Raw genomic sequence first — 21,915 nt, forward strand, 5'->3', positions numbered from 1 at the left:
AGTCGTCATCGATACCGGCACCACTCCTTCTCACGTAACACCCTAATTCGCGGTCGACCTGTGGCGGTTGCAGAGAGCGATCCACCATGCATATCCTCGACGCCGTCGACGCGGCCTCCCTCCGATCGGACATCCCGGCCTTCCGTGCCGGCGACAACGTGAAGGTCCACGTGAACATCGTGGAAGGCACCCGCTCCCGTATCCAGGTCTTCCAGGGCGTCGTCATCGGCCGCTCCGGCGAGGGCGTTCGCGAGACCTTCTGCGTGCGCAAGGTCAGCTTCCAGGTGGGCGTCGAGCGCACCTTCCCGGTGCACTCCCCGGTGATCGACCACATCGAGGTCGTCACCCGCGGTGACGTGCGTCGCGCCAAGCTGTACTACCTCCGCAACCTCCGCGGCAAGAAGGCGAAGATCAAGGAAAAGCGCGACGCCCACTAGACGCGCCGTTCCACTGAAGTTTTCCCCGAGCTCCCCACCACCTAAAATGATGGGGAGCTCAGGGGTTTAATGACAGACATCGATCCAGCCACGTCTACCGAGGACGTGGCCGAAACTCGGCGCCGCAAGTCGCGTGGGGTGAAACTCTTCATCCGCGACATCGTGCTGATCGTGCTTGCCGCGATCGTGATCTCCGTGGGGATCAAGGCCTTCCTCATCCGCTCGTTCTACATCCCCTCCGGCTCGATGGAGAACACGCTCCAGATCGACGACCGCATCATCGTGAACGAATTGGTGCCGCGAATGGTGCCGCTGCAGCACGGCGATGTCGTGGTGTTCAAGGATCCGGGCGGATGGCTCGATGCCCAGCCCGTCGTTCAGCAGAACGGCTTCGTCGCGGGTGTCGACTGGGTGCTCTCGGTGGTCGGCCTCAGCGCCCCGGACAGCAACGACCACCTCGTCAAGCGAGTGATCGGACTGCCGGGCGACAAGGTCGCCTGTTGCAACGCCTTCGGCCAGATGACCGTCAACGGCATCCCGCTGGTGGAGCCCTATCTCAAGCTTCCCGACGGCGTTACCAAGGTCGCTGCCAATGACTTCTCCGTCACAGTGCCGAAGAACTCGCTCTGGGTGATGGGGGACCACCGGTACAACTCGGAGGATTCCCGCGCGCACATCACCACTCCCACCAAGGGCTTCGTGCCCCTGGACGATGTCGTGGGCCGCGCCTTCCTCATCAGCTGGCCGTCGAGCCACTGGACCTGGCTCGACGACTACCCCAATGTGTTCGGGGGCGTCTCGGCCGCCAACCCGGGCACCTCCAAATAGGTGGTCGTCGCTTCGCCGACCCTCGACCTCGAGACGCAGCTCCATGACGGCGGCGCCCGCTTCGTCATCGGCTGTGATGAGGTGGGGCGCGGTGCGATCGCCGGCCCGGTGGCCGTCGGTCTCTGTGTGGTGGATGTCTCGGTCGGGGCGATGCCGGAGGGCCTGCGTGACTCGAAGCTGCTGAGCGAGAAGCGACGGGAAGTGCTCGCCCCGCTCGCGGCATCCTGGGCCCTGTTCAGCGCCGTGGGGCTCGCGACGGCGAGGGAGGTCGACGAGGTCGGCATCATCGCCGCGCTCGGACTCGCGGGTAAGCGGGCACTCGTCTCTCTGCATGAGGCGGGGGCGGCCATCCGCGATTCAGTGATCTTGCTGGATGGAAGCCACGACTGGCTCACGCCCGCGCTGCAGAGCCCGTTGCGCCTCACGACCCGCGTGAAGGCCGACCGGGACTGCGCGTCGGTGGCCGCGGCATCCGTGGTCGCGAAGGTGCACCGCGACCGGCTGATGATCGACGCGCACGACACGACCCCGGGCTACGGCTGGTCGTCGAACAAGGGCTACGGCAGCGCCGACCACTTCGCGGCGATCGCCGAGCTCGGTCCGACCGATTTTCACCGCCGCACCTGGCTCCACGCGGGCGAAACCGCCCTTCCCGACTGAACTAGGATTATCGGAGCATGGACGAAGACGAGTTCGAAGACTACGACCGCGAGGTCGAGCTGGCCCTTTACCGCGAATACCGGGACGTCGTATCCCAATTCCGCTATGTGGTCGAGACCGAGCGTCGTTTCTACCTCGCGAACGAGGTCGAACTCGTTCGGCAGGACACCGAGCACGACTTCTACTTCGAGCTGACGATGAACGACGTGTGGGTGTGGGATGTGTACCGCTCCGACCGTTTCGTGAAATCCGTGCGGGTGCTCACGTTCAAGGACGTCAACGTGGAGGAGCTCTCGGCCAAAGAGCTCGAACTGCCCAAGGAACTCGCGCTCGACGAGTAGGGCTGGTCGAGTAGGGCGCTCAGCGCCCGTGTCGAGACCCACCTGTCGAGACCCTGCTGGTCGAGTAGGGCGCTCAGCGCCCGTGTCGAGACCCACCTGTCGAGACCGCGCATCGACGCCCACCTAGGCTTGTCAGATGACCGACGAGAATCTCTGGCTCGAAGACATCCATGGTGACGCTGCTCTCGAGTGGGCCGCCGAGCAGTCCGCAGCGACGCTGGCCGGGTTCGCTTCCCCCGCATTCGACGAACTCTCGAACCGCCTGCTCGAAGTGATCGACTCGGACGACCGCATCCCGATCGTGAGCCGGCGCGGCGAGCACTACTACAACTTCTGGCGCGACCGCGAGCATCCCCGCGGCCTCTGGCGGCGCACCACCCTCGAGAGCTACCGCTCGGCCGAGACCGACTGGGAGCTTTTGCTCGACATCGACGACCTCGGGCGGCGAGAGGGCGCGGAGTGGGTGTTCTCCGGGGCGAAGCTTCTGCCGCACGACTACACGCGGGCGCTCGTTGCGCTCTCCCCGGACGGTGGCGACGCGGTGACAGTGCGCGAATTCGACCTGCCGACGCGCAGTTTCGTGCCCGATGGGTTCATCGTTCCGACGGCGAAGAGCGAGTACTCCTGGATCGATCGCGACACCCTCTACCTCGGAACCGATTTCGGCCCGGGGAGCATGACCGACTCGAGTTATCCGCGCACGGTCCGCCGCCTGCATCGTGGGCAGCCGCTCTCGGAGGCGACGCTCGTGCACGAGGTCTCGGCCGCTGATCTCAGCGTGTCGGGCATCCACCACCACACTCCGGGGTTCGAGCGGGATCTCATCGTCGAGTACTTCGATTTCTATCGCAGTCGCACCTTCCTCGTGGTCGAGGGCGAGCTCGTGCAGCTGGAGGTGCCGGATGACGCGGACCTCTCCCTGCGCCGCGAATGGCTGCTCGTTCATCCGCGTTCCGATTGGACGGTCGGGGGAGTGGTGCACCCCACCGGGGCGCTTCTCGCCATCAAGCTCGACACATTCCTCGCCGGCGGACGCGAATTCGACGTGCTGTTCCTGCCCGACGCGCACACGGCCCTCGAGGAGTGGGATTTCACCGACACCCGCCTCATCCTCACTCTGCTCGTGGACGTCGCATCCACCCTCGTCGTGCTCGATCCGAGTCGCGGATGGGCGCGGTCACCGATCGACGGACTGCCCGCCCTCAGCACGGTGCGCGTGATCGACACCGATCCCGACGAATCCGACGAGTTCTGGGTGCACGCCACGGGGTTCACCTCGCCGTCCACGGTGCTCCGTGGCGTGCTCGGGTCGGTCGAGCCGGAGGTGATCCGTTCCTCCCCGGCGTTCTTCGACGCGGCCGGGATCGACGTGCAGCAGCACTGGGCGGTGTCGGACGACGGCACGCGCGTGCCCTACTTCCAGGTCGCGCCCCGGGAACTGGTGCTCGACGGATCCCACCCGACCCTGCTCTCCGGCTACGGCGGTTTCCAGGCCTCCCGGCTGCCCGAATACAGCGGAATCGTCGGCCGGGCGTGGCTCGAGCGAGGCGGTGTCTTCGTGCTCGCGAACATCCGCGGCGGGGGAGAGTTCGGCCCCGGTTGGCACACCGCGGCGCTCAAAGCCAACCGACCGCGTGCCTACGAAGACTTCGCTGCCATCGCACGGGACCTCGTCGCCCGCGGGGTCACCACCGCCCAGCGCCTCGGCTGCGAAGGCCGAAGCAACGGCGGCCTTCTCGTCGGCAACATGCTGACAACGTATCCGGAGCTCTTCGGCGCCGTGGTCTGCGGCGTGCCGCTGCTCGACATGAAGCGGTACACGCACCTCTCTGCCGGGGCGTCCTGGATCGCCGAATACGGTGATCCGGATGTCGCGGAGGAGTGGGAGTACATCCGCACCTTCTCGCCGTACCAGCTGCTGAACGACGAGGCGGACTATCCGCCGGTGCTGTTCTACGCGGCCACGAGCGACGACCGGGTCGGCCCGGTGCAGGCCCGCAAGATGGCGGCGCGGATGCAGGCGATGGGCATCGACGACGTGCTGTACTACGAGAACTCTGACGGCGGCCACGGCGGCGCTGTCGACAACGCGCATACGGCACGGCTGCAGGCCCTCATCTATGAATTCCTCTGGCGGAGCCTGGCGGCACCGACGGTCGAGTAGGGGCGGGCTGGTCTGTGCGGGTGGAGTAGGAGCGCCGGGCACCTGCGCCCCTTTCCCCTTTCGCTGCCGATCTACCCTCCCGAATCCCCGCCCGTGTTCACGGATCAGGAGATGCGCGCGACACGCCGCACCCCGACGGCCGACACGCCGCGAAAGTCGTGGATCTCCTGATCCGTGAACACGACGTCACCGGAATCTGCGCCCGAGAAGACTCCCTCGTCGACAACGCTGGCAGACCCGTACCGGTCGAGTAGGAGCGCCAGCGACGTGTCGAGACCCGTGCGGCGTCTCGACCCTCCTTAGCGCGCGACTCGCCTGGCACGGGCGCAACTTGCCCGCCCACGACCACCCCTCCCGCACAGCCCACCTGCCTTCCCCGGCCTTCCCCAGATCGACGACCTGAAGCCCGCCGCGAGTCCCACCCGAGGCATCCTCTTCCCCGGAGGTAGCCATGGCTGCGAAAGACCTGTTGGGCCGACGTGGAGAAGACCTCGCCGCGGCGTTCCTCACCGAGGCCGGTCTCCTTGTGGTCGATCGCAACTGGCGATGCGGCCAGGGCGAGATCGATATCGTCGCGACGGACGGTGCCGAAACCGTCTTCGTCGAGGTCAAGACCCGATCGAGCGTGGCGTTCGGGCATCCGTTCGAAGCGATCACCGCGCAGAAACTCGCGCGGTTGCGACGCCTCGCCGCAGCATGGTGCGCCGAAAATCCGGGCGATCACCGCAACATCCGGATCGATGCGATCTCGGTGATCGCGCCGTCCGACGCGCCTCCTCAGATCGACCACCTGCTCCGGGTGTTCTGATGGCGATCGCGCATACCGCCGCGGTCGCCCTTCTCGGGCTCACCGGAACCCTCGTCGACGTCGAGGCCGACATCTCGAGCAACCTGCCGTCCTTCGTGCTGATCGGGCTTCCGGATGCTGCGCTCAACGAGGCCCGGGACCGCGTCCGCGCCGCCGCGACGAATTCCGGATGCCCGCTCCCGAACCGCAAGCTGACCGTCAACCTGTCCCCGGCCGCGCTGCCGAAACACGGGTCCGGCTTCGACCTCGCCATCGCGATGGCCGTGCTCGCAGCGGCGGGCCTCATCTCGCTCGAATCGGTCGCGCGCGTGGTGCATCTCGGCGAGCTGGGTCTCGACGGGCGCCTCCGACCGATCGCCGGTGTCCTTCCGGCGGTATTGGCGGCCTCGCGGGCGGGAGCCGAGATCGTGATGGTTCCGGCCGGAAACGCGGGCGAGGCCGGGCTCGTCCCCGGCATCCGCGTCGTGCCGGTCGCGTCGTTGCGGGATGCCGCGATCTGGCACGGGGGCGAACTGCAGCCGATCGTGGTCGAAGCGATTCAGTCGCCCCGCATCGACGACCCGATCGATGATGGACTCGACCTCTCCGACATCGTGGGCAACGAGGATGCCATCGAGGCACTCACTGTCGCCGCGGCCGGAGGGCACCACCTCTTCCTCCTCGGGCCTCCCGGTGCCGGCAAGACTATGCTCGCCGCCCGGCTTCCGGGGTTGCTTCCCGACCTCGGTGCCGAGGACGCGCTGGAGGTGAGCTCGATCCGTTCGCTGTCGGGCCTCCCGGTCGGCACGAGCCTCGCGGTGCGGCCTCCCCTCGAGTCTCCCCATCACACGGCGACGGCGGCATCCCTGGTGGGCGGCGGGAGCGGAGTGATCCGACCGGGGGCGGCGGCGCGCGCCTCGCACGGCGTGCTGTTTCTCGACGAGGCGCCGGAATTCCAGCCGGCGGCCCTCGACGCCCTGCGCCAGCCGCTCGAAGCCGGTGTGGTCACCATCCACCGGGCGAACGCGGTGGCTCATTTCCCCGCCCGGTTCCAACTCGTCATGGCCGCCAATCCGTGTCCCTGCGGCCAGTACGGCGCTGCCGACTCCGATTGTGTGTGCACACCTCACGTGCGGCGCAAGTACCTCGCACGGCTGTCCGGTCCCCTGATGGACCGCATCGACATCCAAATGAGGGTGAGCCGGGTGACTGCCGTGCGGCTAAGGCTCGGGGACGAATCGCCGAGCGTGACCTCGGCCGCGGCCCGACAACGGGTCACGAATGCCCGACTCGCCACCGCCGAGCGCCTCGCGCAGACTCCCTGGCGCCTCAATTCGGAAGTGCCCGGCGCGTGGTTGCGCAGCAGGGAGCGACGGCTCGGGCCGACGACGACCACGTCGATCGACCGTGCTCTCGAACGCGGAGGTCTGACGATGCGCGGCTACGACCGGGTGCTGCGGCTCGGATGGTCGATCGCCGACCTTGCCGGCGCGGCGATCCCCACAGCCGACCACATCGGTCGCGCGCTCTACCTGCGGAGGGCGCTGTGACCCCGTTCACCAGGATCACGACCACGGAGAAAGGAACCACCATGAGCATGTTCGGACTGGACGGCGCCGAGATCACGGGACTTGTACGCATCCTCTGTCCCGATCCCGATCGCGGCACCGTGCCGGAGCTGTTCGCCCGCGCCAGTTGGACGGGCATCGCCGAACCCGGAGATCGCGCGGCCGGCGAGCTCGTGGCGGCTCTCGGGGCGGAGGGAGCGCTGGCGGCACTGGTCGAGGGCTGGTCCGTGGCGCGGATTGCGGATGCCGCCTCCGCCGCCGGATCGGATCTTGCGGCCCCAGAGATCGAAGCCGCCGCAGCCCGCTGGAGCCCTCGGCTCAAGTCCGGGGTGGCACTCGTCGCCCTCCGGCAGGCCGTCCGTTTCGCGGTACAGCTTCTCGTGCCGGGTGACCCCTCCTGGCCGACCGGGGTCGACGACCTCGGCGCTCATGCTCCGATCGCGCTCTGGCTTCGAGGTAACGGCACGGCGCTGGCCGCCGCCGACCACTCGATCGCGCTCGTCGGAGCGCGTGCTGCGACCGGCTACGGCGAGCACGTCACGATGGAAGCATCCGCCGGACTGGTCGATCGCGGCTTCGCGATCATCTCCGGTGCCGCCTACGGAATCGACGGGATGGCACATCGAGCTGCCCTCGCGAGTTCCGGCCAGACCGTGGCGATCCTCGCCGGGGGCGTGGACCGGTTCTATCCGAGCGGCCACGACGCACTGCTCGCCCGCATCGTCGAGGCGGGCGCCGTGATCTCCGAACTGCCGTGCGGCTCTCCGCCGACCAAGTGGCGCTTCCTGCAACGCAACAGGTTGATCGCGGCGGCGAGCCAGGCGACCATCGTGCTCGAGGCGGGCTGGCGCTCCGGCTCGCTCAACACCGCCGGTCACGCCGCATCGCTCGGTCGACCGATCGGGGCGGTGCCGGGGCCGGTCACTTCGGCGGCGTCCGCGGGCTGCCACCGGCTCATCCGGGAGTACCTGGCCACTCTCGTGACATCCGCCGCCGAGATGGCCGAGCTTGTGCCCGGAGCGCAGGTGCCGGCCGTCCCGGTCGCGGCGGAGAATCCTCCCAGCGCGAGCTCGGCGCGTGTTCGCCTCACCGACGCGCTCAGCCTGCGCGCCCCACGATCGGTGGATGACCTCGCTGCCCGCTCGGGTTTGTCGGTCGCCGAGGTGCAGGCCGAACTCGGATCGCTGCAGATCGACGGCGGGGCCGCGGAACGGGAACGGGGGTGGGTCGCAGAGCGGCCGTGACCGCGACGGCTCCATCTCGTCAGCGCTCGGGAGGGGGGCCAGCCGGTGGCGAGGCTCGCTGTTCCCTCCTATATCGGTCTCTCCGATGCCGGCGAACTGATGTGACGGCGCTCACCACCGCCAGCGCGATGGCGATGAATCCGAGGAGCGCCCTTCCCGGCACCAGCAGGACGATCGAAACACCCACGACGATGAGGATGACAGGCGCGGTGAAGAGCACCGGGTTGAATCGGTCTGTGTTTCCGGTCGGTTCGAACATGGGCCAATCATGTCCTGCAATCGAGGAGAAGGCGTGCATCGTCCCCGCCCGCAGACCGCGCGAGTCGACCGGACTGCAGAAGTTCGAGGTCGACGACAGGACCCCGCCCCGCAAGTCGCCGCCCTAGGGTGGACTGGTGACCCAGTTCGGACAGTACCCCGCACCCACACACGTGGTCGCCCACCTCAGCGACACGCATTTCCTCGGCGCGGATGAACGGGGCAGCGATCGAGCCCTTTACGGGAAAATCGACACCCACCGCAATCTGCGGCGGGCACTGGAGCAGCTCGAGCGCTCCGGATCCACTCCCGCGGCCATCGTCTTCACCGGCGACCTCACGGACCTCGCTGAAGAGGATGCCTACCGCACCCTCCGGCGGATCGTGGAACCGGCCGCCGCGCGCATGGGTTCCACGGTGATCTGGGTGATGGGCAATCACGACGAGCGGCTGCGGTTCGCCACGGACCTCTACGACGAACGCTCGATGTGGGATGCCGACCCGCGACCGCAAGACCGTGTCCACGACATCGACGGGTTGCGCATCATCGCCTTCGACAGCACGGTGCCCGGGTACCACCACGGTGACATCACCGTGAAGCAGCTCGAATGGCTCGCGCGCGAACTCTCGACCCCCGCCCCCCACGGCACACTTCTCGCCCTGCATCACCCACCGATCCCGACACCCATCGACCTCATGGCGCTGCTGGAACTGCGGAACCAACCGGCGCTGGCCGAGGTGATCCGGGGTACCGACGTGCGCGGCATCCTCGCCGGCCACCTGCACTACGCCACGCACAGCACCTTCGCCGGAATCCCGGTCTCGGTCGCCGCGGCGACCTGTTACACCATGGACCTCAGCGCGCCGGCGCATTCCCTTTCGGGCATCGACGGGGGACAGTCGTTCAATCTGCTTCAGGTCTACGAGCGGCAGGTGGTGCACTCAGTCGTTCCCATCGGCGACCATGCGCAGGTGAGCGGCTTCAGCGCCGGCTTCGTGGAGAAGATGGCGGCGCTCGACCCGGACCGGCGGCTCGACATCTTCTCGAACAAGTCCTCGACGGTATCAATCGCGGATGTCGAGGAGGGTCGGGCCTGAGCCTCCCGCCCACCGTTGGCTGTTCCGCGGCCGTGAGCGACACCCGCGGCCGCAATTTCGGGCGCGGGTGTCACGGAAGAGCGCACTAATGCCACCCCGAGCGGGTCATCCGCCGGAAAGCACGGCGGTGCAGCACGATGGAAACGTGCAACTCGAACGCGCTGTCGACGACTTCGCGGTGTATCTCGCCGCCGAGCGCGGTTTCAGTGCGCACACCGTGCGGTCCTACCGTTCGGATCTCGCCCAGCTCAGTGCGTTCGCGCGGTCGCGGGGGGTCGATGACGTCGAGGACGTGTCGCTCGAGCTGTTGAGGGATTGGCTCTGGCAGGGCTCGCAGGCGGGACTGGCGCGATCCACCCTCGCCCGTCGCTCCGCCGCGGCGCGCGGTCTCTCCTCCTGGCTCGCGAAGACCGACCGGATGGCGGTCGACACGGCATCCCGGCTCAAGTCCCCGCGCCCAGACCACCACCTGCCGCGAGTGCTCACCGAGCCGCAGATGGAGGCGATGATCGCGGGCCTCGGCGCGCGAGCGACGGCCGACGCCCCGGAGGCGATACGTGACCTCGCGGTGGTCGAGCTCCTCTATGCGTCTGCGCTGCGGGTGAGCGAGGTCACCGGCCTGGATGTCGCGAGCGTCGACCTCGGGCGCCTCACGGTGCGGGTCACCGGAAAGGGATCTAAGGAACGGGTCGTGCCGTTCGGAGTTCCGGCCCGGCTCGCGATCGAACGCTACCTCGCAGAGGCCCGGCCGATCCTGATCGCGAATCCGACGGATGCCCTGTTCCTCTCCGCACGCGGGGCACGGCTCGGCACCCGCGCGGTCTACACCCTCGTGTCGCGGCTCCTTTCCGTAATCCCCGGCAGCGGCCCCAGCGGACCTCACGCGCTGCGCCACACCGCCGCGACGCACCTGCTCGACGGCGGCGCCGACCTGCGTGCGGTGCAGGAGATGCTCGGCCACGCGAGTCTCGGCACGACGCAGATCTATACCCACGTCTCAGCCGAGCGGCTCAAGGAGAGCTACCGCTCGGCCCACCCACGCGCCTGACGGCTCGCATCGACAGAGACCCGCGCTGCGACCGCATGCCGCGCGTCCGCATGCCGCGCGTCCGACCGCTCTCGTCGACGGAAGACACGCGTCAGCCGTCGACGACCCCCACGAAGAACCCGCCGATCTCGTCGAACTCCTGGCGGGCGAGCCCCGCTGCCGGCTCGGGAAGATCCCAGATGTCATGGTCGGAGCAGCTGAGGTAGGTGAATTCCGGCCACCACTTCTTCGGCCGCACCGACTCGCTGTGCCCGCAGATGTCGCAGGTCAGGGTCACCCACACGGGCCGCCCGCCCGAGCTCCGATTCGCGCGGGATTGCAGGAGCCACGGTGGCGGTTCCTGCTCGAGGGCGGCGAGCGCCTCCTCCGAGATCCAGCCCGGGATATCGTGGCGCTGTGCCATATCGAGGGAGATGTCGAGGCGCTTGGCGGCATCGCGTCGGCTGATCATTGTTCCAACGATAAGTCACCGGCGGGCCATCACGGCGGCTGAGCCTGCGGCTGGGCCTACGGCTGAGCCTGCGGCCGGGCCAGCGGCTGAGCCTGCGGCCGGGCCAGCGGCCTGGCCAGCGGCCGGGTCGGTAGCAGCACCGAATGCGGGATGCCTCCGAGGTAGTTGAGCGGCGATACGTACTGCCCGTGGAGCCGCACTCCGAAGTGCAGGCAGGCTGTTGCGCAGTGGCCCGGCAGCAGGAGACCGACCGCCTCCCCGCGCCGCACCGGCGCACCCGGCGCGAGCTCGGATTCCACCGGTTCGTAGCTCGAGACGAGACCGTCCGGATGCTGGATGGACAACACCGGCCGGTCGACCACCACTCCGGCGAAGTACACGACCCCATCGGCCGGGGCAGAGACCACCACTCCGGCCGTGGACGAGATGTCGATGCCGCGGTGCCCCGCGCCGTACGCGGTCTGCGGGGCGACGAACGGTCGGGCGATCGGATGCGGGACCGGCACGGGCCAGGCCCAGCTGGCGGTCGCCCCCGCCGCGGCGTGCACCACCGTCGGTGCGGGGGAGACCGACACCAACAGAAGCACACTCAGGATCACCAGGCGACTAAGCCGGGTCGGCCAGGCGGCCGCAGACGGGGACAACACCTGAATAGCTTCCGCCGGGAGAGAGGCGAAGGCCTCCGGCATCCGAGAATCTGGGAGCAGCGCAGCGGCCGGAGCGGTGGGGGAGGAGGGGAGCGGGCGAAGCGTGCCCGGTGATACACTTTTCACCAGCACTCCGCTCTGGCGGGGTGACTACGCGTGCCCACTGCATCTTCGGATGCGGCACTCCTCCACCAGTCTCCACCCGTTTCGACGGGTCGGGCGGACGTGTGTCGGGCACCAGGATTGGCCACCGACCGGCGGCCATAACGAACTGAAACAGTGCTCGCGGGCGTCGTCCGTGCGCGCAGAAAAGGAGACGGCTCATGGCCGTTGTCACCATCCGCCAGCTGCTCGACAGCGGCGTCCACTTCGGCCACCAGACGCGTCGCTGGAACCCGAAGATGAAGCGATTCATCCTGACCGAGCGTTCGGGCAGCCACATCATCGACCTGCAGCAGTCGCTGCAGTACATCGACAAGACCTACGACTACGTCAAGGAGACGGTCGCCCACGGCGGCACCATCCTCTTCGTCGGCACCAAGAAGCAGGCCCAGGGATCGATCGCAGAGCAGGCGCAGCGCGTCGGCCAGCCGTTCGTCAACCAGCGCTGGCTCGGTGGCCTCCTCACCAACTTCCAGACGGTCTCCAAGCGTCTCGCCCGCATGAAGGAGCTCGAAGAGATCGACTTCGACGACACCACGCGCGGCTACACCAAGAAGGAGCTGCTCATCCAGCGCCGCGAGCTCGTGAAGCTGCAGCGCTCGCTCGGCGGTATCCGCAACCTCACGAAGACCCCGTCCGCGATCTGGATCGTCGACACCAAGAAAGAGCACCTCGCGATCGACGAGGCGCACAAGCTCGGGATCCCGGTCATCGCGATCCTCGACACCAACTGCGACCCCGATGAGGTGCAGTACCCGATCCCGGGTAACGACGACGCGATTCGTTCCGTCGGACTGCTCACCCGCATCATCGCGGATGCCGCGGCCGAGGGCCTCATCCAGCGTCACCAGAAGGCGGAAGAGGGCACGGGCAACGTCTCCGCCGTCGAGCCGCTCGCCGAGTGGGAAGCGGAACTCCTCGGAGCATCCGAGACCCCGTCCACCGAGGCCGAGAAGATCGAGGCCGTAGACGGCCTCATCACCTCGACCGAGTCGAACACCGCAGCCGTGGCCGAGGTCATCGCCTCCGAGGTGCCGGTCGAAGAGAACGACGCCGATGCCGTCGTCGCCGAGCACGAGGCCGCCGCTGACGCGACCCTCGTTCCCGAGCACCACGTCATCTCCGATGAGGAGGCCGAGGCCAAGCTCGAAGCCGAAGCCACCGCTGCCGAGAAGGCACACCCCGCCGACGCGAAGGCCGACGACAAGAAGCCCGCCGCATCCAAGCCTGCTGCAGCAAAGCCTGCTGCCGCCAAGAAGTAAAGGAACGTCCCTCCATGGCAGATTTCAGCCTTGAAGACCTCAAGACCCTGCGCGAGCGCCTCGGCACCGGCATGGTCGAAACCAAGAACGCCCTCGTCGAGGCCGGCGGTGACCTCGACAAGGCCACCGAGCTGCTTCGTCTAAAGGGCGCGAAGGGCAACGCCAAGCGCGCCGACCGTTCCACCAGCGAGGGGCTCGTCGCCGCGAAGGAGAACGGATCGACCACGACGCTCATCGAGCTGTCCTGCGAGACCGACTTCGTCGCCAAGGGTGAGAAGTTCGTCACCCTGGGCAACACGGTTCTCGACGCGATCGTCGCCGCCGGGGCATCCACTCCCGAGGAGGGCCTCGCGGCTCCCGTCGGGTCGGAGACAGTCGCCGACCTGATCAGCAACGAAGCGGCCATCCTTGGCGAGAAGATCGTCCTCCGCCGTGTCGCCGTCATCTCGGGCGAGAAGTTCGCCGTGTACCTGCACAAGACCAACAAGGACCTGCCCCCGCAGGTCGGAGTGGTCGTCGGATACTCGGGAGACGACGCCGAGACCGCTCGCAGCATTGCGCAGCACATCTCGTTCGCCGACCCGCTGTACCTGTCGCGCGACGAGGTGCCGGCCGAGCAGGTCGAGTCCGAGCGTCGCATCGTCGAGGAGATCAGCCGCGGCGAGGGCAAGCCCGAGGCCGCTCTTCCGAAGATCATCGAGGGTCGCGTCAACGGCTTCTTCAAGCAGGTCGTCTTGCCCGAGCAGGACTACGCGCGCGACAACAAGCTGTCCGTCGCCACCGTGCTGAAGGATGCCGGCCTCACCGTGAGCGGGTTTGCCCGCTTCAAGGTCGGCGCCTAACACTCACGCACCACCACGAAGGAGCCCGGATCGCGAATGCGGTCCGGGCTCCTTCGTGTGCGCGGTTCGGACCGGCCGTTTGCACCCGCGGTTCGCAGTCGTCGGGCGAGGCCTCCCGCGCACCGGCTCAGGATCACGCTCCGCGCGACCTTCCCACCCAATCGACTTGGTAGTAGTTGCGGCTTTTTCGGCCGGAAAGTCGCAACGACTACCAAGTCGATTGGAGTCGGAGGCGGTGCGCGTGCTCGCAGCGCCGATCGGACGGCACCGCCGCGACCGCACGCCCACCCCCTGCCCGACCATCCGGTAGCCTGAACGGGGCCACGATTGAAGGAGCAGACATGACGGACGCGCGCAAGAGACGGGTTCTGCTGAAGCTCTCGGGTGAATCATTCGGAGGCGGCTCGCTGGGGGTCAACCCCGACGTGGTGAGCTCCCTCGCGAAGGAGATCGCGGCCGCGGCGACGGATGTCGAAGTCGCCATCGTCGTCGGAGGCGGCAACTTCTTCCGCGGCGCCGAACTCAGCCAGCGCGGCATGGACAGGGGCCGCGCGGACTACATGGGCATGCTCGGAACCGTCATGAACGCCCTCGCGCTCCAGGACTTCCTCGAGCAGGCCGGAGCGGCCACCAGGGTGCAGTCCGCGATCTCGATGACCCAGGTCGCCGAACCCTACATCCCCCGTCGCGCGGAGCGTCACCTCGAGAAGGGCCGGGTCGTCATCTTCGGCGCCGGTGCCGGGCTCCCGTACTTCTCCACCGACACGGTCGCGGCCCAGCGAGCGCTTGAGATCAGCGCGGATGTCGTGCTGCTGGCCAAGAACGGCGTCGACGGCGTGTACGACTCCGACCCCCGCACGAACAGCGACGCGAAGAAGCTCGAGCACGTCACCTACCAGGAGGCCCTCGTGAAGGGCCTCAAGGTCGTGGACTCGACGGCGTTCAGTCTCTGCATGGACAACAAGATGCCCATGGTCGTCTTCGGCATGGAGCCGCATGGCAACGTCACGGCCGCCATCCGCGGAGACCGTCTCGGCACGCTCGTCTCGAACTGAAGTCGTCTCCAACTAAACTCAATCCAGTCCCATCCCCCTCGAAGGAGACCGCTCGTGATTTCCGATGTCCTGGCAGAAGCCAAAGACAAGATGCACAAGTCCGTCGAAGCCGCGAAAGACGACTTCAGCAATGTGCGCACCGGCCGTGCCAACCCGGCTCTGTTCCAGAAGATCCTGGTCGACTACTACGGAACCCCGACGCCCCTAGGCCAGCTCGCGGGGATGAACAACCCCGAGGCGCGCACGCTCGTGATCACGCCCTACGACAAGGGTGCACTCAAGGACATCGAGCGCGCGATCGCCACCGCGCCGAACCTTGGAGCCAACGTCGGCAACGACGGCACGATCATCCGGGCCACCCTTCCCGAGCTCACCGAAGAGCGTCGACGCGAGTTCGTGAAGATCGTGCGCGCCAAGGGTGAGGACTCCAAAGTCTCGATCCGCAACATCCGCCGCAAGGCGAAGGACGACCTGGATGCCCTGAAGACAGAGGTCGGGGACGACGAGGTGGCGCGCGGCGAGAAAGAACTCGAATCCGTGACGAAAGCCCACATCGACGCGATCGAGGATGCCCTCAAGAAGAAGGAAGCCGAGCTCCTCGAGGTTTGAATGACTGAGCCAACCGAGAGAGCCCAGCCGAAGAAGAGTCGCGGTCGCGCCAGGCGCGACGAGATCGAAGCACGCGCTCATGTGCTCGAGGAGGAGTTCAAGGCGCAGGTCGCCGCGACTCGAGCCCAGATCGACGCCACCAATGTGAAGATCGAGGCGCGCACCGGGCGCAACCTGCCGCTCGCGATCCTCATCGGCGTCGGGCTCGGCGTGCTGCTCATCGGAAGCCTGATCTTCATCAAGGCGCTGTTCATGATCTTCACGGGCGCGCTCATCGCGTTCACCACCTTCGAGCTCGCCAGCGCACTTCGGTTTGCCGGCCGCGACGTGCCTCGCTGGCCCAGTGTCGTCGCCGGGCTCGCCTCCGTGCCGGCGGCTTTCTATCTCGACGACCAGGGGCGCTGGCTCGTGGTGCTCGGTGGAATCGTCTTCGTCGCCCTCTGGCGGCTGGCCGAGAGCCTCGGCAAGAACCACAAGGCCAACGCGCAAGACCTCTGGAAGGATGTCGCGGCCGGCACTTTCGTGCAGGTCTACGTGCCATTCCTCGGCAGCTTCGCGGTGCTCCTCGCCGCACAGGACGGTGGGGAATGGTGGGCTCTCGCCTTCCTCCTCGTGGTGATCTCCGTCGACATCGGGGCCTACGCGTCCGGGCTCCTGTTCGGGAAGCATCCGATGGCCCCCCGTATCAGCCCGAAGAAGACCTGGGAGGGCTTCGCCGGATCGGTGGTGACCGCGCTCATCGCCGGGATCGTCGTCTCGGTCTTCATGCTGCACGAGCCGTGGTGGTTCGGACTCGTCTTCGGGGCGGTCATGGTGTTCACCGGCACGATCGGCGACCTCACCGAATCGCTCATCAAACGCGACCTCGGCATCAAGGACATCAGCACCTGGCTCCCGGGCCACGGCGGCTTCCTCGACCGTCTCGACTCGATCCTTCCGAGTGCCGCGGCGGCCTACGTGCTGTTCGTCATCTTCAGCTGACGCGTTCGCCCCGACTCGTAGGGCACAATGGTCGCGTGAGTACAACGTTCCCCCGCATCCGCAAGTCCCGTCGCGGCTACAGCGTCGACCAGGTCGAGGACTTCCTCGAAGAAGCACGTCGCGCCTACTCGGCAGACTCGACCGAGCCCGCTGTCGTGAACGCGACGAACATCCGTCGCATGGCGTTCTCCCTGCAGAAGGGCGGCTACTCGCCTGTGCACGTGGATGCCGCGCTCGAGCGCCTGGAAGACGCCTTCGCGAGCCGCGAGCGCGAGCGCGCCATCCAGGAACGCGGTGACGAGGCCTGGTACACGGAGGCCCGCAGCATCGCCCGGGAGATCCTCGACCGCCTCGCCCGCCCCGTGGGGCACCGCTTCGACCGCGTCAATTTCCTGAGCAACGGCTATCACCGCAAGGACGTGGATGCCTTCGCCACGCGCCTCACGAACTACTTCCAGGATGGCCGGCCGATGAGCATCGACGAGGTGCGCACGGTGGCGTTCCGGCCGAAGAAGGGCGGCTACCGCGAGGCCCAGGTCGACCTGCTTCTCGACGCCGTCGTCAACGTGATGCTGGCGGTCCGCTGACCGCGGATGGGCTTTTTGCCATCCCTTCGGCTAAACTCTTCTTTCTATGGGTAGGCGACCGCAGGATCTCTCGCCCCAGGCCGCATCGCGCGGAGCCGGGGCCGGTGCTCAGGGGCACAAGCTGCGCACCCGTCGCCTTCTGCCGATCTTCTCCTTCCTGGCCGCCGCGGGACTCATCTTGGCGCTCACGATAGCTCCCGAACAGGTGCAGACCTCGTTCGCCGTCACCCAGCCGACACAGCGGGTGGTGCAGACCCTCGAGATCGCGGATGTCACCAGCAGCACCGTCGTGCGGGACAATTACAAGGTCACCGAGAAGAAGAAGGAACCGGTGATCGTCGTGCGATCGGCGGGTGCGCCGGCCGTCGGCACGCCGGATCCGGGATCAGCGCAGGCCATCGGCCACGAGATGGTCCTGGCAAGGGGCTGGGGCGAAGACCAGTTCGCCTGCCTCGTTGCTCTCTTCAACCGCGAGTCTCACTGGAACGTCTATGCGGCGAACCCCAGCGGTGCCTACGGCATCCCGCAGGCCCTCCCCGGTTCAAAGATGGCTTCGGCCGGAGCCGACTGGGCCACGAACCCCGCCACCCAGATCACGTGGGGGCTGAACTACATCACGGGTCGCTACGGCACTCCCTGTGGCGCGTGGGCCCACAGCCAGTCCACCGGCTGGTACTGACCCGCCCCGGAATCGGCCCGATCACCGCCCGTAAACTGGGCTGATGGACTCCGAGCAATTCGCCCAGTACGCGCTGCTGGGAGTCATCGGCATCATCACGATCGTCTCGGTCGCCGCCTTCTCGAAGAAGCTCGGAGTGGCCGCGCCGCTCATCCTCGTGGTCCTCGGCCTCGGTGGGAGCTACCTTCCCGGATTCCCCGCCGATTTCGCGGTGCCCCCGGAGGTGATCCTGGTCGGCATTCTTCCGCCGCTGCTGTATTCGGCAGCGATCAACGTGCCGCTCGTCGATTTCCGGCGCAACCTCAACACCATCTCGGCGCTGTCGGTACTGCTGGTCGTGGCATCCGCCTTCATCACCGGCTCCCTTCTCTTTGTGATCTTCCCCGACCTCAACTTCGCCGCCGCCGTCGCGCTCGGCGCAGTGATCAGCCCGACGGATGCGGTCGCCGCGACCTCCCTCGGGAAACGCCTCGGCCTCCCGCCCCGGTTGGTCACGATCCTCGAGGGCGAGAGCCTCGTCAACGATGCGACGGCGCTCGTGCTTCTGCGTTCGGCGGTCGCGGCCGCCGCAGCCATCGTCGCGGGAGTGACCACCGTGAACATCGGGGGAGTGATCGCCGACTTCGGCTACGCCGTCGTCGTCGCGATCGTGGTGGGGCTCGTGATCGGATTCGTGACGGTGTTCCTGCGCTCGAAGCTGCACGATCCGGTGCTCGATCCGGTGCTCGACACAGCCATCTCGTTCGCGGTGCCTTTCATCGCCTTCATCCCCGCCGAGGAGCTCAACGCCTCCGGGGTGCTCGCGGTGGTCGTAGCAGGGCTCTATGCGGGCCATGGCAGCGCCCGGCACTTCACCCCGCAGGCGCGCATCAGTGAGCGTCTCAATTGGCGCACTGTGCAGTTCCTGCTCGAGAACGGGGTGTTCCTGCTGATGGGGCTGCAGATCCGGCGGATCGTGGAGTCCGTCGATCCCCAGGTCTTCCCGGCCATCGACGCCTTCTACGTCGGCCTGCTGATGACCGGAGTGATCATCGCCGTGCGGTTCCTCTTCGTCGGACCGCTGCTCTACTGGCTGCAGCGCCACAACGAGCAACGGGAACGCAACAATCGGCGGTTCGCCCTCGCCATCGAGCGTGTGCGCGGCCGGGCGAGCCAGGACGAGCGGCTGAATCGCAGCCGCGAGCGTGCCAAACGGGTGCACAACCGGAGGGCGACCGACCTGTCCCAGCTGCGCGGGGAGGGTTTCGGATGGAAGGGCGGGGTGATCCTCTCCTGGTCCGGGATGCGCGGGGTGGTCACCCTCGCCGCAGCACAGTCCCTGCCGGCGGACGGCAGTTTCCCCTACCGGGAGCAACTCATCCTGGTGGCCTTCACGGTGGCGATCAGTACGCTGCTGTTGCAGGGCAGCACTCTGCCGTGGCTGATCCGAGCCAGCGGCATCCGTGGAACGGACCGGGCGGCCGACCGCCGCGAGCTCGCGACTCTGCTCGACGCGATGAGCGAAGCGGGCATCGCGGTACTGGAGAATCCTCGTCTCGAACTGCCGGGGGACGATGTCGTCGACCCGGAGGTCATCGACCGCGTGCGCCACGACACTCTGCTGGGTGCGGAGTCCGCCTGGGAGCGGGCGGAACACGGTGCCGGGGTCGATGCGCTGGTGAATTCGCCCCACCAGCAGTACCGCGCCCTGCGCCGCGAGGTGCTGCAGGCGGAACGGGAGGCGCTGCTCGACGCGCGCAGCGCCGGGACCTATGCGTCCCGCATCCTGTCCCGCGCCCAGGCCATGCTCGACCTCGAGGAGACCCGGCTCGAACAGATCGACAATCCGAGCGGGTCCTAGGGGCGATCGCGGTCCCCGGCACTGGTTAGGGTGGAAGTATGCCCCGTTCGAACCGACCCCGTGGACCGCGCTCCGGGGGTGGCGACGAGGAGGAGTACGACATCTCCCGCGCACTGTTCGGCAGCCTGCGCAGCGAGACCCGGCGAGACGGCCTCTGGAACGTGCAATCGATCTCCGCGGCATCCGCGAGCAAGACCTACACCTGCCCGGGATGCGGCCTCGAGATCGCTCCGGGCACCCCGCACCTCGTCGCCTGGCGGGCGGATGGGCTGATGGGCGAGGCGCAAGACCTCGCCGCTCGTCGGCACTGGCACACCCACTGCTGGAAGATCGCATGACAGGCATCGAGATCCGTGGCGGGGTGGAGTTGCCCGCCCGGCGCGAAGATGTGGAGCTTCACACCACCGACGGGCTCACCCTGGTGGGCGAGCTCAGCCTGCCGCTCTACCGCGACCCGGTCGCGACGATCGTGGCCCTGCATCCGCTGCCCACCGCCGGTGGCTTCATGGACTCGCACATCATCCGCAAGATGGCCGGGCGGCTGCCGGCCCTCGCCGACCTCGCGGTGTTGCGCTTCAACTTCCGCGGAGTCTCGTCGCCCCGCGGGACCTCGGGCGGATCCTTCGGCGAAGGGGTGGACGAGGAGCACGACCTCGCGGCGGCCATGGACCTCGTCGCGGTACGCGGACTGCCCCACCCGTGGCTGCTCGGCTGGTCGTTCGGTACCGAGGTGGTGCTCAAGTACGGCCTCGGGCATCCGATCGACGGCGCGATCCTGCTCTCGCCGCCTCTCCACCGGGCGACGGATGCCGAGATCGGCGCCTGGGCCGGAAGCGGCAAGAGACTGGTCGCCCTCATTCCCGAACTGGACGACTACCTGCGCCCGGCGGAAGCGATCGCGCGTTTCGCGCTCGTGCCCCAGATCGACCTCGTGGCGGTCGAGGGGGGCAAACACCTGTGGGTGGGGGAGTCCCAGACCCGGCGCGTGCTCACCGAGGTGGTGCAGCGCCTCAATCCATCGGCGCTTCCCCTGCCGGAGACTTGGCCGGCGACGGCCTGAGAGACCCGAGCGCGCGTGTGTGCCCGGGTGGCTGCGTAACGGGAAGTCGTCGTGGCGGGGGATACGCGCCCTCGCGGCGCTCCTGCGGCGTCGCGGAGGGTCGCACGCCTCCCTCCGCGACGCGGTTTCCCCGCCGCGAGGGGCCACGCCCGATGTGCTGCCCGCAGAACTGGGTACCGTGACGTGCTCGGCCCGGAGACCTGGATGCCGCGAGGAGGCGCTACAGCTCGTTCTGCCGGGGAACGATCACCTGGTCGATGATGAGCAGCACCGAGGCTGCTACCGGGATCGCGATGAGGGCGCCGAGGATGCCGAGCAGCGCGCCGCCGGCGAGCGCGGCGATCACCACGACTGCGCCCGGCACCTTCACGGCCCGGTTCATCACGCGCGGATTGATCACGTATGCCTCGATCTGCATGTAGATCACGTAATAGAGGCCGACCCATAGCGCCGGTCCCGGACCGGCGAGTAGGAGGGTGCTGAGGGTGATCAGGATGCTGCCGGACAGCGTTCCCACCAGCGGAACGAGCGCGAACAGGAAGGCGATGAAGGCGAACAGTGCCGGATACTTGGCGCCGAAGAGCTGGCCGATCGACAGGAAGAGGAAGCTCGCCACACCGTTGGCGAGGGCGATGGTGCCCTGTCCGACGACGTAACGCCCGACCGACGCGCTGATCTGCTCCGCGAGGTCGGAGAAGCGGGCCCGCTTCGACGCCGGCACGAGGCGGTACAGCCCGCGCTTCATGTTCGAGAGCGAGGCGACGAAGTAGAGGGTGAGGATCAGGATGATCACGAACCCGGTCACGCCACTGGCGATTCCGACGCCGACCGAGAGCAGCCCTCCGCCGATGGTGGACACATTGTTGCGCAACCAGTTGCCGGACTGCGTGATCAGGTCGTTCAGCTGGATCCAGTCCGGCAGGTTCTTCTGCGTGTCTCTGATCCAACTCGCCTTCGATACGGTGGCGATGAAGTCGGGCAGGTTCGAGATGAGGTTGTTCACCTGGTCCACGATCACCGGCACGACCGCGAAGATCAGCCCGACGAAGACGGCGAGGATGCCCACCAGGACGGTGAGGATGGCGAGCGACCGCGGAAACTTGTGGCGTTCGAGCCAGGAGACCGCCGGGTCGATGCCCAGCGCGAGGAAGAGTGCCGCCCCGATGTAGGTCAGGATGGTCGACAGCGAGGCAACGGCGCCCCCGATGCCGACGGCGACGAGCACTCCGAGGCCGCCGAGCAGGCCAAGGCGGAAGGCGTTCTGGATCTTCACTGCGACTCCCGAAAGTAAGTGAAAGGCTGCCTGAT

At 67.6% G+C, this 21,915-nt stretch carries 24 protein-coding genes; 20 read left to right on the forward strand and 4 right to left on the reverse strand.

Translation table 11 applies throughout. The features are described 5' to 3' along the window. Positions 1-86: 86 nt before the first annotated feature. From rplS to dprA, 8 genes are all read left to right on the forward strand, one after another. Positions 87-437: a 50S ribosomal protein L19 gene (gene rplS / locus ACVXZ4_RS05450; protein WP_185201164.1), complete on the forward strand. Its 351-nt coding sequence runs from the start codon at positions 87-89 to the stop codon at positions 435-437. Positions 438-506: 69 nt separating this feature from the next. Next, positions 507-1,265 carry a signal peptidase I gene (lepB, locus tag ACVXZ4_RS05455; protein ID WP_461797221.1) on the forward strand — a complete coding sequence of 253 codons (759 nt, stop codon included), beginning with the start codon at positions 507-509 and terminating at the stop codon, positions 1,263-1,265. Next, positions 1,266-1,925 carry a ribonuclease HII gene (locus ACVXZ4_RS05460; protein WP_461797222.1) on the forward strand — a complete coding sequence of 220 codons (660 nt, stop codon included), beginning with the start codon at positions 1,266-1,268 and terminating at the stop codon, positions 1,923-1,925. It abuts the gene before it with no gap. Between the two features lie 17 nt (positions 1,926-1,942). Beyond that, positions 1,943-2,266, forward strand: a complete 324-nt coding sequence (locus ACVXZ4_RS05465) for a DUF2469 family protein (protein WP_097061390.1) — start codon at positions 1,943-1,945, stop codon at positions 2,264-2,266. A 136-nt stretch (positions 2,267-2,402) separates the two neighbouring features. Beyond that, entirely contained in the window at positions 2,403-4,430 is a 2,028-nt protein-coding gene (locus ACVXZ4_RS05470; RefSeq protein WP_461797223.1) for a prolyl oligopeptidase family serine peptidase, read from the forward strand. Between the two features lie 451 nt (positions 4,431-4,881). Beyond that, a complete protein-coding gene (locus tag ACVXZ4_RS05475; RefSeq protein WP_461797224.1) occupies positions 4,882-5,238 on the forward strand; it encodes a YraN family protein in 357 nt (118 codons plus the stop codon). Further along, a complete protein-coding gene (locus ACVXZ4_RS05480) occupies positions 5,238-6,767 on the forward strand; it encodes a YifB family Mg chelatase-like AAA ATPase (RefSeq protein WP_461797225.1) in 1,530 nt (509 codons plus the stop codon). The genes ACVXZ4_RS05475 and ACVXZ4_RS05480 overlap by 1 nt, the downstream gene beginning before the upstream one ends. Before the next feature lie 41 nt (positions 6,768-6,808). Further along, positions 6,809-8,029 (forward strand): DNA-processing protein DprA, encoded by a 1,221-nt coding sequence (gene dprA / locus ACVXZ4_RS05485; protein WP_461797226.1) that lies wholly within the window; start codon positions 6,809-6,811, stop codon positions 8,027-8,029. Positions 8,030-8,048: 19 nt separating this feature from the next. Here the strand turns inward: dprA and ACVXZ4_RS05490 are convergent, their stop codons facing one another. Then, entirely contained in the window at positions 8,049-8,288 is a 240-nt protein-coding gene (locus ACVXZ4_RS05490) for a hypothetical protein (RefSeq protein ID WP_461797227.1), read from the reverse strand. A 136-nt stretch (positions 8,289-8,424) separates the two neighbouring features. Here ACVXZ4_RS05490 and ACVXZ4_RS05495 point away from each other — a divergent pair, with 136 nt between their 5' ends. Together ACVXZ4_RS05495 and ACVXZ4_RS05500 are read left to right on the forward strand one after the other, a co-directional pair. Then, positions 8,425-9,384, forward strand: coding sequence for a metallophosphoesterase (locus ACVXZ4_RS05495; protein ID WP_461797228.1), 960 nt, complete (start codon positions 8,425-8,427; stop codon positions 9,382-9,384). 88 nt (positions 9,385-9,472) lie between these two features. Further along, positions 9,473-10,432 (forward strand): tyrosine recombinase XerC, encoded by a 960-nt coding sequence (locus ACVXZ4_RS05500; protein ID WP_461797229.1) that lies wholly within the window; start codon positions 9,473-9,475, stop codon positions 10,430-10,432. Between the two features lie 91 nt (positions 10,433-10,523). On the opposite strand, the gene ACVXZ4_RS05505 is transcribed toward ACVXZ4_RS05500, so the two are convergent. Both ACVXZ4_RS05505 and ACVXZ4_RS05510 read right to left on the reverse strand, forming a co-directional pair. Continuing rightward, on the reverse strand, positions 10,524-10,883 hold the full coding sequence (locus tag ACVXZ4_RS05505; RefSeq protein WP_461797230.1) for a hypothetical protein: 360 nt from the start codon (positions 10,881-10,883) through the stop codon (positions 10,524-10,526). A gap of 56 nt (positions 10,884-10,939) precedes the next feature. Further along, positions 10,940-11,656, reverse strand: coding sequence for a M23 family metallopeptidase (locus tag ACVXZ4_RS05510; RefSeq protein ID WP_461797231.1), 717 nt, complete (start codon positions 11,654-11,656; stop codon positions 10,940-10,942). A gap of 197 nt (positions 11,657-11,853) precedes the next feature. Between ACVXZ4_RS05510 and rpsB the strand changes: the two genes are divergently transcribed. The 10 genes from rpsB (at position 11,854) to ACVXZ4_RS05560 (ending at position 20,607) form a co-directional block, all read left to right on the forward strand. Beyond that, positions 11,854-12,954 (forward strand): 30S ribosomal protein S2, encoded by a 1,101-nt coding sequence (gene rpsB, locus ACVXZ4_RS05515; protein ID WP_461797232.1) that lies wholly within the window; start codon positions 11,854-11,856, stop codon positions 12,952-12,954. A gap of 14 nt (positions 12,955-12,968) precedes the next feature. Next, the gene (gene tsf, locus ACVXZ4_RS05520; protein WP_461797233.1) at positions 12,969-13,796 is read left to right on the forward strand and encodes a translation elongation factor Ts; all 828 of its coding nucleotides are present in this window, start codon (positions 12,969-12,971) and stop codon (positions 13,794-13,796) included. A 341-nt stretch (positions 13,797-14,137) separates the two neighbouring features. Beyond that, positions 14,138-14,851 carry a UMP kinase gene (gene pyrH / locus ACVXZ4_RS05525; protein ID WP_354574788.1) on the forward strand — a complete coding sequence of 238 codons (714 nt, stop codon included), beginning with the start codon at positions 14,138-14,140 and terminating at the stop codon, positions 14,849-14,851. A 54-nt stretch (positions 14,852-14,905) separates the two neighbouring features. Next, the gene (gene frr, locus ACVXZ4_RS05530; RefSeq protein ID WP_461797234.1) at positions 14,906-15,460 is read left to right on the forward strand and encodes a ribosome recycling factor; all 555 of its coding nucleotides are present in this window, start codon (positions 14,906-14,908) and stop codon (positions 15,458-15,460) included. Further along, on the forward strand, positions 15,461-16,441 hold the full coding sequence (locus tag ACVXZ4_RS05535) for a phosphatidate cytidylyltransferase (protein ID WP_461797235.1): 981 nt from the start codon (positions 15,461-15,463) through the stop codon (positions 16,439-16,441). Between the two features lie 35 nt (positions 16,442-16,476). Further along, complete coding sequence (locus ACVXZ4_RS05540) at positions 16,477-17,028, forward strand: DivIVA domain-containing protein (protein ID WP_461797236.1); 552 nt, start codon at positions 16,477-16,479, stop codon at positions 17,026-17,028. Between the two features lie 46 nt (positions 17,029-17,074). Then, positions 17,075-17,707 (forward strand): aggregation-promoting factor C-terminal-like domain-containing protein, encoded by a 633-nt coding sequence (locus ACVXZ4_RS05545; RefSeq protein WP_461797237.1) that lies wholly within the window; start codon positions 17,075-17,077, stop codon positions 17,705-17,707. A gap of 43 nt (positions 17,708-17,750) precedes the next feature. Then, positions 17,751-19,547, forward strand: a complete 1,797-nt coding sequence (locus ACVXZ4_RS05550; protein WP_461797238.1) for a cation:proton antiporter — start codon at positions 17,751-17,753, stop codon at positions 19,545-19,547. 38 nt (positions 19,548-19,585) lie between these two features. Continuing rightward, the gene (locus tag ACVXZ4_RS05555) at positions 19,586-19,885 is read left to right on the forward strand and encodes a hypothetical protein (RefSeq protein WP_461797239.1); all 300 of its coding nucleotides are present in this window, start codon (positions 19,586-19,588) and stop codon (positions 19,883-19,885) included. Then, positions 19,882-20,607 (forward strand): alpha/beta hydrolase, encoded by a 726-nt coding sequence (locus ACVXZ4_RS05560; protein WP_461797240.1) that lies wholly within the window; start codon positions 19,882-19,884, stop codon positions 20,605-20,607. Before ACVXZ4_RS05555 ends, ACVXZ4_RS05560 begins: the two co-directional genes overlap by 4 nt. 220 nt (positions 20,608-20,827) lie before the next feature. Here ACVXZ4_RS05560 and ACVXZ4_RS05565 read toward each other — a convergent pair whose 3' ends face one another. Further along, positions 20,828-21,880 carry an AI-2E family transporter gene (locus ACVXZ4_RS05565; RefSeq protein WP_461797241.1) on the reverse strand — a complete coding sequence of 351 codons (1,053 nt, stop codon included), beginning with the start codon at positions 21,878-21,880 and terminating at the stop codon, positions 20,828-20,830. Positions 21,881-21,915: the final 35 nt, after the last annotated feature.

The sequence above is a fragment of the Lacisediminihabitans sp. FW035 genome, from assembly GCF_054880895.1.